The following is a 12,054-nucleotide window of genomic DNA, read 5'->3' as shown; positions in this document are numbered from 1 at the left end:
CATTCTAACCCTGACCGATGCTGATACCGGTGAAGCCAAGTTCGATCCGACCAGCGTCGTCACGCCAGCTGGCGCATTAGGCGCGCTCACCATCGATGCGGATGGTAACTGGGATTACCAAGTCGATAATGCCGACGTGCAATATCTCAAAGCCGGAGAGACCAAACAAGAAGTCTTCTCCGTCGCCTCGATTGACGGAACAACTCACGATATTACTGTCACTATTAACGGCATCAATGAAATCCCTGATGCAATGAATGACTCAAAAGTGACTCAAGATCCTCGAATTAGACTCGATGAGGCTCCAGATTACGGAACGATGCAATACAACGTGGATAACCAAGGTTGGCAAGACATGGTGGTGGGTGAAGAATATGATGCCAATGCCCAAGTTCGCTTCGTACCTGATGAAGCAACCATTCAAACCATGACCCGTGATATAAAAGTGGGTAGCTTTGATGCAAATCCCAATACGCCCGAGTTCAACGGCCCGATTTCGACGAGCCACTGGGGTACTGTATCGGGGAAAACCGCAGTCTTTGAAGAAAATGGAACTACGATCACCACTAAAAGCTCAAGCGGCCCACTTACCGCCTACAACACGTATGGTCACTTAGGCTCTGGGATTGGGGATAATGATAATAGTGGTTTGAGCCAGGGTGAAAAACTATCTATTACTATTGATGGGGAAGATATTAACGAAGTTACCTTCCGTCTCAGTGGCTTAGGTAGTTATTTTGATGAAACCTCGCCAAACGCGACCAAAGTAAAAATTACCGCCTTTGATGAAAATGGCGATCTGATTGATACCCAATCCGGCTATCGCCAGTCTGGTTCTTACGAAGATTACTATTCCTTTACCACCGATCGCCCTGTAAAAACATTTGAGTTAACGACCTCAGGCAGTAACGGTACATATGTGGTGCAAAACATGATTATTTCGAAAACCTTAGCTGATGCCTTTGTACTCACCACCATACAAGCCGATAACTCGGAAACACCCAATCATGTTGCGCTTGATTTAAACTACGACGACGCAGACGTAACGCTTGATATGAGCGACAAAAAACTGATCGATAACGACATTACCAAAGGTGAGCTTTACGTTGAAGAGAGCGAGACCCTGATAATTGCAGCATCTGCATTACTTGAAAATGATAGCGATATAGATGGTGGAACACTCTCCATTACATCTGTACAAAATGCAATTGGTGGGACCGTCGTTATTAATGGCTCTGGAGATATCGAGTTTACTGCAAGCTCGGGTTATGTAGGCAAGGCGACCTTTGAGTACACAATTTCAGACGCGCAAGGTGGCAGTGATACCGCTACGGTCAATATCAATGTTGGTGCGACAGACAACACTTATTCGTGGTCGAGTGATACGGTGGGAACAGACGATGATCCTGGTAGTGCTGTCATCGATACGTTCGACAGTAGCCAAGACATCATAGATTTGCGTGGTTTTGTCGCTGCAAGCTCAGTTTGGAGCTCAACCGATGTCGCTCAGAATGTGCAATTCACCGAAGTGGATGGCAATACGCAAATATCCTTGCTAGACAATAACGATGAGTTGGTTCAATCCATCACTCTAGACGGCATTGCTATCAATGACTTTACAGGAACGAACACGGCGGGAATGTCCGATGCCGAAGTGCTCAGTCATCTTGTTTCGGAAGAGAAGCTCCTTATTTCTGATACCTACGGTCATGAAGGTGATGATGTTCTTAGTGGTACACCCGGTGACGATGTATTTAGAAGCGGCATGGGCAACGACACCTTCCGCATTCTTGACGAAAATGCAGGCAGTAGTGCTAACCCAACCACTGATACCATCATGAATTTCAATGTAAATAATGATGTGATTGATCTATCGGATTTACTTCCTGACTCGCCGACAACTCAAGACTTACTTGATCACATAGAAGTTGAGATTAATGACGATATTAATGACCTAACTGATACCCCCACCACCACGCTAGCAGTTACTGATGAAAATGGTGGTGTGAGTAAAGTTGTGATGAATAATGTTGGCTGGAATGAGCTCGGTATTAATGATGTCGCAGCCAGCCAAGAAACCATCATCGTTAAGCTGGTTGATCAACTCAATGTTGTCAACGTTGATGGATAACCTTAAAACACAATAGACAAGCGCTGCTTAATAATGCGTTAAAGCCTAGCTAGCGCTTGTCTTTCTTTACTCACTTTTCAGCATAGTGATTCCAATATACCGGCAACAAGTAACCATCGCAGCCGCTACATTGATACTGATTATCACCTATCGGAGTAAAAATAAGCTTAACAGCATTATCACCTTCAATCGTTGTCTCTGGCTGGCAATAGTCACCATTATCGAAAAACTCACTCACCGCGTTAAAGACAATTTGTTCGCCTTGAAAGCAAACATTATAGTTATGGGCGATACGACTTTTATTGTTACGCAGCCACGCACGATATTTATCCATACTAAGGTATGAACTGCCGATCGTATCTCGGTATATCTCAGGATACTTCGCTTTAAAATCAAGACTATTATCGGCATCTAATACTTGGTCACGACCGAAAGCGCCTTGGTACGGGTTCTCTTTGACAACATAATCAAACACCAAGAACTCATAATAAACGTAAACATAAAAGCCAGTACCAGCACATAACGAAATCAATATCGCCACGCCTTTTTTAGACCATGATGTGCGCCAAAAACCCCATAAAATGAAAGCCAACCCAAAGAAACAGCTTGTTATTACCACAGCAAAGTAGCTTGATACATCATAAGCATTGCGACCAAGATAGGCGACAAAACGACTTATATCGCCATCAAAATCAGCAAACAAACCCAAAACTAATAAGACGGTAAAAACAAGCAAAGCAAATAACGCGGATAACTTGAAGATCTGTGTGTTTTTCATAACCAAATCACCTAAATACATAAACCGTTCATGGCGTAAAACTGAGTCAATATGCTTGGGCGATAACAACCACCAAACACAGGGGCTAAAATGCGTGATAGGCCGCTATCGACCTATCATGACGACGTAGTACGCCCAAAAAGAATATCTATCGAATCACTCGCACGAACTGATCGACACCGACTTCGTCTTTAGCTAATTTCTTATTATTTTTTAAGTTTAGAGAGCGAACATTATTATTACGAACAACAAGAACCATAAGGTTTATATTTTTACTCACATCGATTTCAGACAGTCGATTATCATTTACAAACAATTTCTTTAGCACCCTTAATTTTGAAACATCAATCTCAGTTAAGAAATTATCTCCTAGATAAACCGTTTCTAGCGAGTGTAAATTCTTAATATCGACATGCTTAAACTTATTTCCCCACATCACCATGTACTCAATATTTTCAACACCGCTAAAATCAATTTCTTCTAGAAGGTTTCCGGCAAGTTGTAGGGTTTTCAACTCAGGGTTCCAACCAAATTTAACATCACGAATAGCATTTCTCGTCGCAGTAAAATCAATCAATTTATTCGCTCTGAGATCAGCTTCCTGAATGTAATTCGCATAAACATTTATCTTTTTAAGATTCTGTAAATATTCAATGCCTGCAATCGATTTGATTTTCTTTGAGGTACAGGCTAACTCAACCACTTTCGCTACTTTCTCATGTCCACTATCTAGAATACACTGCTTAAAGTTTTCATCCTCAAATGGCACGTCTTTTACCCATTCATAGCGTTTTAACTTGAGCTCGGTAGGATGTGAAAACGTCACATTTTTGAGTTTTACATTACTATTTTCTAAGTCAAGCGACGCGATATCGTTACCTGTCGTTTGCAGGTTAACTAAATTTTTGTTCGCGGAAATATCGATGCTATTGAGATTATTATTTTCGATATCAAGAAATTCCAAATCAACCAATTTAGATACATCTAAATGGTTCAATTGGTTCCCTGCCACTTCAATCCTTGTTACTGGCAGGCTGGACAAGCCTTTTATTTCTTCGAGTCTATTATCATTCAGTTTTATTTGCGTCAATGCAGGACTATTAGAAAAATCAATACTATTCAACTGGCTGTTGGAGATCTCTACAGAGTCTAAACGTTTAAGCTTTGATATATCAACATCACTTAATTCACTATTATTGATCTCTAATGAATATAGATAGTTGTCTTCAGCAAAAATCAACTTCGCTAATTTCGTATTGGTTGCACTAAATCCATTAATATATTGGTTTTGCGAAAGATCAGCAACGGCCAACTCACTATCGTGTAATACCAATGTAGATAACTCTGTTAGATGCTCAATACCGACAAGAGAAGTAATATTATAGTCACAAGTTAAATGTTCAATTTCTTCGATTTCATTACCAGCTTCTAGCACACAGGCCTGAAATTTAGGATCTTCGAATGCGATGCTCATCACCAGCGTGTGATATTTCCAGTAAGCAACACACAGCAAACCAACCGCGACTCCTGCAACGACAATTCCCGTCGATTTTTTCAATGAACTCATAGAACGATACCAAACATAAAGGTTAAATGAACAAAAAGAACTCAAACAGGCGCATATTATCGTAAACACCATACTGCCGCAAAGCTATCGCTATGAAATATAATAAAAAACCATCCTCGTTACTTAGTCTTCAAATCATGCTCTTCAAATCATGCTTCTCGATTCACGAATACCTACATTAACATTAGACAAAGCTAATATATAAACATATAGTGCTAAATAACACAGGAAAAAACTTCCTCGTAATTTGGCAATCGAGTATTGGAGAAGTAAATGACTAAGATTGTAATCGTTGGTGGTGTTGCAGGTGGCGCTTCAGCCGCAGCACGTGCACGACGTTTAAGTGAAGACGCTCAGATCATCATGTTTGAACGCGGCCCATTCGTCTCATTCGCTAACTGTGGCTTGCCTTATCATATCGGTGGTGACATTCAAGAGCGCAGTAAATTGCTTCTCCAAACACCAGAAAGTTTCCTGGCTCGCTTTAACGTTGATGTGCGAGTAATGAATGAGGTCGTCGCAATTGATCGCCAAGCCAAACACGTCACCGTTCGTAACCTACTGGATAGCACGCAATATCAAGAGCAATACGACTTCTTATTGCTAAGCCCGGGGGCCGGCGCTATCGTCCCGCCTATTGCAGGTATTGATAATCCCCTCACCCATTCGCTGCGAAACATTCCAGATATGGATCGCATCATCAACACGCTGAAAAGCAAACCGATTAAACACGCGACCGTAGTGGGTGGTGGCTTCATTGGGTTAGAAATGATGGAAGCATTCCATCAACTTGGTACTAAGACCACCTTGCTTGAAATGGCCGACCAAGTCATGACACCAATGGACAAAGAGATGGCTGGATTCGCTCATGCAGAGATCCGCGCTCATGATATCGACCTACGGCTTAACGCCGCATTAAGTGCCGTAGAATATATCGAAACCCAAGATGGTAGTGAATTAAATCTAACGCTTAGTAGCGGTGAACAGCTGATTACCGACATTCTGATCATGGCGATTGGTGTTCGACCAGAAACTAAATTGGCACAAGAAGCAGGCCTAGAGATTGGTGAGTTGGGTGGTATTTGGACGAATCCAAGTATGCAAACCAGCGACCCTTATATCTACGCTGTGGGCGATGCCATCGAAGAGCAAGACTTTGTTACTGGCAACCCAACACTTGTCCCACTTGCAGGCCCAGCAAATCGTCAAGGCCGTATGGCAGCTGACAACATGTTAGGTCGCAATGAGATCTACCAAGGTACACAGGGTACTGCGATTTGTAAGATCTTCGATTTAGCGGTGGCTTCTACCGGTAAGAACGAGAAGCAACTCAAGCGTGAAGGTATTGACTACGAGAAAGTATTCGTTCATACCGCAAGCCATGCCAGCTACTACCCAGGGGCAGAAACGGTTTCATTTAAGCTTTTGTTTGAGCCAACCACTGGCAAAATCTTAGGCGCGCAAGCCGCTGGCAAAGATGGCGTGGATAAACGCATTGATATTATGGCCGTGGCACAACGTGCCGGCATGACAGTAGAACAACTGCAACATTTAGAACTCACCTATGCACCGCCTTACGGCAGTGCCAAAGATGTAATAAACCAAGCGGCGTTTGTCGCCAATAATATCATCAAGGGCGATGCGACTCCGATTCATTTTGATCAAATTGACTCGCTCAGCGACGAGCAAATCCTACTTGATGTGCGTAATCCTGGCGAACGCGTCAACGGCAACCACATCGACGGTGATATCAATATCCCTGTTGATCAACTGCGCGGGCGTATGAATGAATTACCAAAGGATAAGGAGATCGTGATTTACTGCCAAGTTGGGTTACGTGGTAACGTCGCCTATCGCCAACTGGTGAACAACGGTTATAAAGCACGCAACCTCATCGGCGGTTTCCGCACCTATCAATTTGCTAAAGCTTAATAGCCAAAAGAAGTTTGATTCAGTGTGACAACAAGAAAAGCCAGTAAACGCTGGCTTTTCTATATCAAATTAACGCTGACGGTCCGCTCAGTAATAGCCCTACTCTTACGGCAAAAGACCACCTTGTTTCTCAAGCATCACTGATAAGTTATGAGCAGCAGAAATCAAACGAGCCTTATAAGATAATCCCTCACCAACGACCTGCATTTGATGGCTTTCATAATTGGCGATTTGGATCAGCAATGTGGTGCGAATCTGTTGTTCTGCGATATTGTCGTTACGAGCGATAACAGAAATAGCCTCACAACGGTCATCATCAGAGACCAACAAGCCAGCCCGATGTACCGCGCTTTCTAAAACCGGTAAAAAGTACTTATCAGTCACTTTATCGTGACTCTTTTTGACCGAAAAACAATGCTGCGTAACATAATCACGTTGCTTGTTATTTAGGGCCGCCATTGTTTGACGAGTGCGGTTAGAGCTAAATGAATAAGGCGCTAGCATACTTGTAAGAGCCTCAATCGACTCGATATCCAAAGCCAAACTATTACGATAATCAATCAACTTCCAATTCGGCTTGCTGACGATCTTTTCAACCTGTTCAAGATAGACCGACAGTCGATTCTGATTGACCGCGACCCACTCTGCCAATGTAATTTGTCCGCGAACATAGAAAATACCGTCAATCTGAGTCGTGTGTGTCCAAGTCATCATCGATAACATCATCGCTTTCGTCGACACATGAATATGACTTGAGGTGTTATTCTCTTCAAAACTGCTTTTATTAGGTACACCTCCAGAGGTGGAGATAGTGCTTTCCATCGTCGACGACACTTGGCTATGAAGTGATTTAGCCATATTTGAAAACGCATCCTGCTTGGCGAGTTCCAGTGTTTCGCCAACACCAACATCAGACAGAAATTTAGGGGCGTTCTCGACGCTAACAAACCAATTTGGCAGTGATGGGCTTGGCAACGCGCTCACTGTTAAGGGCAATACCAACAAAGCCGAGCACAGTAAATTTGGCCATGTTACTCGACTCACAATCTTAGAAATAAGGCGCATAGTACTGCCTTTTCGATTCGACTTTCTTTAGATAATCGCGCGTCTCTTTATAAGGAAAATCCTCCACCAGCGAATGATACACTTGCTGCGAAGACATTCGATTAACTGATTGGGCTAGCTTACTCAGAGATCCCGTACCACTAAAGTGTTTAGCCACCGCCCCCACTCCACCATTGTAAGCAGAAATTGCGACAAATGTACGCGTGCTTGGATCATCGATATCATTCAAATAACGCTGTTCGAGAATATTGAGATATGCGCTACCAACCTCAATGTTATACTCCGGCACAAACAACTCGTTAGCGGTCAGCACGCGTTCTTTGCCTTGATGGACTCTCGTCACATCTCTTCCAGCTGAATACGGCACGATTTGCATTAAACCATAAGCCGGTATATGAGATTGTGCTACCGGATTAAAGTGACTTTCAGTATGCATGATGGCAATCACTAAAGCAGGATCAATCTGCCACTTTTGCGCTTGCTGTTTTATCTGAGGAATATACTGCAAAGCACGTTGTGAAAGCTTATCTTGAGGAAAACGCATCGTTACTGCCGTAACCTTTTTGTTGCCCTGTGTTTGTTGATATTGAGTCTGCTGCTTAGTCGCAGTGATAGCCTGTATATCTAGTCCACTAAACAACTTATTAGATGACGGCGTCTTAGCCACAATTTGCTGTAATACTGGATCGTTTGTAATCGCACTCGATGATGTGGCCGCGAGTAAATACTCTGTCTGCTGTTGAACAATAGCGTCTATCTCGGCTTGCGTATTATCACCCAAAACCTCAATCGTATAAGCACCTGATTCAAAATCCAGCGAGCGCCTTACTTTGTCGTTTTCCGAGTACGCGACCCAAGTTGTCGCAGAGCTTAAGACAGGTGTATCCCATTGCTGGCTAAAGCGTTGCTGTGCATGCAAAAAACTCTCTCTATACGCCTGTTTGGCTTGCTCAAAGCGATCTGATTGTTGCAATTTTTGCTGATTAAATGAGTCACTTAACGACTGCTTCTGATTAGCAAACTTAGCTTGCAGATCCTCAACACCCGCAATCACGGTTTGGGCGTAAAGCCCAACCACTAAAGAGCAGAATAGAAATGACTTCAACATCGATTCTCCTTGCAGCATCTAGTTAGCCAATGCCGCGTTAATTTCTGCGGCCAGTTCTTGATTGCTGAGGGTTGACGAAGATCTTGTCTCGTTAGCATCACTTAACTGAGCATCTAACATATTCTCTACATTAGGCTCTACCGAATCAGAAGGTAGTCCCATCAACACATAAAAGAAACCATCAGGCCCTTTTTGCGCTCGCAAGGTTGTCGCGCCTTTTAAAGCAACTTGCGCCATCGCATTGGTTTCTTCAGACGTGGCAGCTGTGCCACCATTAATCCCCGCAACACCTAAGGTTCCAGCCTTAGTTTGCATCACTTGAATTACTTCAGTGGCGATTTCTTTCGCAATCTGTTGCTGTGCATCTAAAATAGCTAGATTTCGCTGATGCGCCACTCCTCCACTGGTATTTTCGCTTACACCCAATGCCATATAAGCAAATCGCGCGTCATCGATGCTGCCGGCGCAAATCCAATCCGGTGCGGCGACTTTCCCATCACCGAAAAAGGTACAACCGATACTCGTTAAAGGGTCCACTTGTGTCTGTTGCGGTGTCGATTGACAGCCAGAAACACCCGCCACTAACAAAAGTAAAAGTGCATTTTTCATCATTATTTATCCTTAAAAATCATCGTCGCTAAAATCGGGTGTGTTAAGTAACGTAGAACTGTTCGTTGCTGTTTTCTTCGTAACTGGAACAACCGATGATGTGGTTGCTTTTTTAGAGGAAGAATTGCTATCAGGTTTCACTGCGATCTCTGTTTTTGACGCTTGAAGATTGCTTTCCAAACCCGCTCGCTCCGCCGCTTTAAGGTTGTTTTCTCGGTTAGCGGTCGCACCAGCATCAAATGCCGAATATTCAATCGCTAGCGCTTCGCTTGCGGCTTTAGCCGAAATACCATAAGCAACAACGTAGATTTTTTGCTGTGAGATTGGATGAGTCACAGTGCGAGAAAACAACTTAGATAATCCATTAATATGGCGATTTTCAACAGATTGACGTGTTGCTTCAGAGAAACTGGTAGCCACTTCCGTATGATCCTTACTACCAATATCACCAGAGCGAGTTTGCATCGCAATCGCCGCTTGTTTTTGCGTTTCGATATCAGCATACAGCGCAACTGCGGCTTCTTTTTTTGCCATTGCATCGGCAATCCCGCGATTCTTGCGCACCAAAGAAGACGAGCCTTCTACTGGCATACCATAAGCCCCGATAAACCAACGCTCACCCGCTTTATCGACAAATTGGCGTGGGCCAACCATAGTGGCAACCTCTTGTTTCTTCAGCCAAGCATGAACTGAAAGTCCATTCTTTGGCTTAAGCGGCAGCATCTCACCAGTGATAATCGATTTGGCGGCCTTTTCTAACTTAGGACTCCATACCATTAAAGTGGCAACTTCATACACTTCGCTTTCCGCGTTCCATGACTCAGCTTGCACCAACACACTAGCCCCCAGAATTGGGGCCTGTGCTAGCGTCTCGACCATGCTGGTTGATTCCAGTTTAATCTCGCCTTTCAGCTTAGCCGCTTCTTGCTCCAGCCTTTCCAATTCACCACTGGCATCTGCATAACGCTGTTTTACTTTTTCATACTTGTTGCGCTTAGACTCTTCAATCATTCCCGCATCATAATCACTATCGATTCGCTTAATGACCGCATCCCAAGTTGCCTCTGCACGATCTTCTATCGTGATACCGGCTAACTTGTCAGCTTCAGCCTGATCCAATTCAGCAATGATCTTTACCAACTCACGCTTTTGTGCGCTGAGTTTCTTCTCTGCACGCGTATATTTTTCATTGAGTTCAGCATGAACATCCGTCCCCGGAGCAGTAAGCATATCCACCGCTGACATCGTGGTGCGCATATACTCCACCATTTCAGCTTTCGCACTCATCGTGGCGATCATGGCGTATTGCGAACGCTTGGTCACAAAACTATCGTCATAACTTGGGTCTTCTGAATCAAATTGCTGCATATTCACGACGAACAAACGCTTCTTATCGGCATCCCACCCTTGCTGCCAGTTCTTCTGATCCATGTAATCGAAAATTTGCTGTTCAGCAGAGATGTACTCAACGATTTCTTGTTGCTCAAAAGGTTGTTGAGCTGCCGCTTGTTGCGCGTCAACACCCGCTGCGGATACCGGAGTTCCAGCGCTAGGCACTTCCGTGGTCGTAGCAACTTGTGTATTGCTCGTTGGAATAAAATCTTCGGCAAATGCTTGCCCAGAAAGAACCAAAGAAATAGAGAGTGCCAATGGCGTAATGATATTTTTCATGACCTAACCTTTAATTTGTTTAATTTCCCATGCCGTCAACTCGGTACTTTGAGCGACATAGCGCATGAGGATTTGAATGGCTTGAGCTTGCGCCGGAGAGCTTGGTTCTAGTGCTTTAAATAGAGAGACCCACGCACTTAAACTTGCCTCGCTATGGATGAAATATTGCTTCGCCGCATATACTGCTTCATCTGGGTTTATTGCTCGGAATAGGCTCGACAATAACTTCCAACTTTGTGTATGTTGCGGATCAGCGTTAAGAGACAACGACAGCTTTTGTTCGATAAGCTCCGGGCTAACCCCTTGCTTAAACAGGCTATTCGCTTGTTGATAGAAGGTGTCTGCAGCCAATTTATTCGTCGATAACACATTGGCATAAAGTATTCCTTGATAAGACTTTACGGCCGCAAGAACCCCGTTGATATCGTAACTATCACGCATCTGTTCAATCTGGTTGGGCGCCTGCCAAGTACGAGAATCAGAGGCAGAAAGCAGCTCGAACAGTTGATACAGTACCGAAAACTCCGACGGCTCAGCAAAAACGGTCATCAATTGTGAGTATTGGTGCTGCTGCAACATAGCCACTAACAACTCTCCCGCTTTCTGCTCTACTTGCGCTGCAGAAAACAGGGTTGGTTGACTGACAAAGCTGTTGATTGCCACCGCTCGTACCTGTCGTTTGACGCAATTAGGTAAACGAACATCAGCCACCTTTTGATGGCGAATGTTGACAGAAGAAACCTCGGCACGAATCAACGCTTGCTCCGCTAGGCGAGCCAGTGTTGATGGCGCAACCGCATGAGGTGCTATACGCACCGTTCGCGTTTGTACTTCTTCAGCTAGTTGAGCGTAAAATGCAGCTTCAGCGATCTTTCCTTGCGCTGTTCCAGCATGCTTTGATTCATCCGAACACTGTGCTTGAGTAATAATGAATAGATAGCCATCTTGCTCATAGCGACCAACCGGTTTCTCGGCTAAGTGTTGCTGATAAATCGCTGGCAAATCCAAAGCCTGAGCAGGCAGTGCTATTCCACCTGTAAGTGATACTACCCATGAAAAATTGAGCAATACCCCTCTTAGCCAGTTCGCTGTTTGCCATGAATCTTTCGGTAAAATACAGCGCGGAGCCAAATGCAACGCGGCGCCACACCGCTGAACCAATAACAGCACCACCAATTTCAATCTCATCATCC

General features: G+C 44.1%; 9 protein-coding genes. 2 read left to right on the top strand and 7 right to left on the bottom strand.

Going from position 1 to position 12,054, the window contains the following annotated elements; genetic code table 11:
- A partial coding sequence (locus tag RH86_RS16770) for a VCBS domain-containing protein (protein WP_050798550.1) occupies positions 1-2,131 on the top strand: 2,131 nt, incomplete at its 5' end.
- Between the two features lie 70 nt (positions 2,132-2,201).
- Here RH86_RS16770 and RH86_RS16765 read toward each other — a convergent pair.
- Together RH86_RS16765 and RH86_RS16760 are read right to left on the bottom strand one after the other, a co-directional pair.
- Complete coding sequence (locus RH86_RS16765) at positions 2,202-2,909, bottom strand: hypothetical protein (RefSeq protein WP_139047665.1); 708 nt, start codon at positions 2,907-2,909, stop codon at positions 2,202-2,204.
- Positions 2,910-3,057: 148 nt separating this feature from the next.
- On the bottom strand, positions 3,058-4,476 hold the full coding sequence (locus RH86_RS16760) for a regulator of chromosome condensation RCC1 (protein WP_009387452.1): 1,419 nt from the start codon (positions 4,474-4,476) through the stop codon (positions 3,058-3,060).
- Between the two features lie 273 nt (positions 4,477-4,749).
- Between RH86_RS16760 and RH86_RS16755 the strand changes: the two genes are divergently transcribed.
- Positions 4,750-6,408: an FAD-dependent oxidoreductase gene (locus RH86_RS16755; RefSeq protein ID WP_009387450.1), complete on the top strand. Its 1,659-nt coding sequence runs from the start codon at positions 4,750-4,752 to the stop codon at positions 6,406-6,408.
- 105 nt (positions 6,409-6,513) lie between these two features.
- On the opposite strand, the gene RH86_RS16750 is transcribed toward RH86_RS16755, so the two are convergent.
- From RH86_RS16750 to RH86_RS16730, 5 genes are read right to left on the bottom strand one after another with little or no spacing between them, the layout of a single operon-like run.
- Positions 6,514-7,473 (bottom strand): LPP20 family lipoprotein, encoded by a 960-nt coding sequence (locus RH86_RS16750; RefSeq protein ID WP_009387447.1) that lies wholly within the window; start codon positions 7,471-7,473, stop codon positions 6,514-6,516.
- On the bottom strand, positions 7,457-8,581 hold the full coding sequence (locus tag RH86_RS16745) for a transglycosylase SLT domain-containing protein (protein WP_009387445.1): 1,125 nt from the start codon (positions 8,579-8,581) through the stop codon (positions 7,457-7,459). Before RH86_RS16745 ends, RH86_RS16750 begins: the two co-directional genes overlap by 17 nt.
- Before the next feature lie 18 nt (positions 8,582-8,599).
- A complete protein-coding gene (locus RH86_RS16740; protein WP_223296361.1) occupies positions 8,600-9,193 on the bottom strand; it encodes a hypothetical protein in 594 nt (197 codons plus the stop codon).
- 9 nt (positions 9,194-9,202) lie between these two features.
- The gene (locus RH86_RS16735) at positions 9,203-10,861 is read right to left on the bottom strand and encodes a hypothetical protein (RefSeq protein ID WP_009387438.1); all 1,659 of its coding nucleotides are present in this window, start codon (positions 10,859-10,861) and stop codon (positions 9,203-9,205) included.
- 3 nt (positions 10,862-10,864) lie between these two features.
- Positions 10,865-12,052 carry a hypothetical protein gene (locus RH86_RS16730; protein ID WP_009387435.1) on the bottom strand — a complete coding sequence of 396 codons (1,188 nt, stop codon included), beginning with the start codon at positions 12,050-12,052 and terminating at the stop codon, positions 10,865-10,867.
- Positions 12,053-12,054: the final 2 nt, after the last annotated feature.

The sequence above is a fragment of the Vibrio sp. N418 genome (assembly GCF_000222565.1).
Taxonomy (GTDB): domain Bacteria; phylum Pseudomonadota; class Gammaproteobacteria; order Enterobacterales; family Vibrionaceae; genus Vibrio; species Vibrio scophthalmi.
The sequence above is the reverse complement of the archived record's forward strand: the minus strand, read 5'-3'. Positions and strand labels throughout refer to the sequence as shown.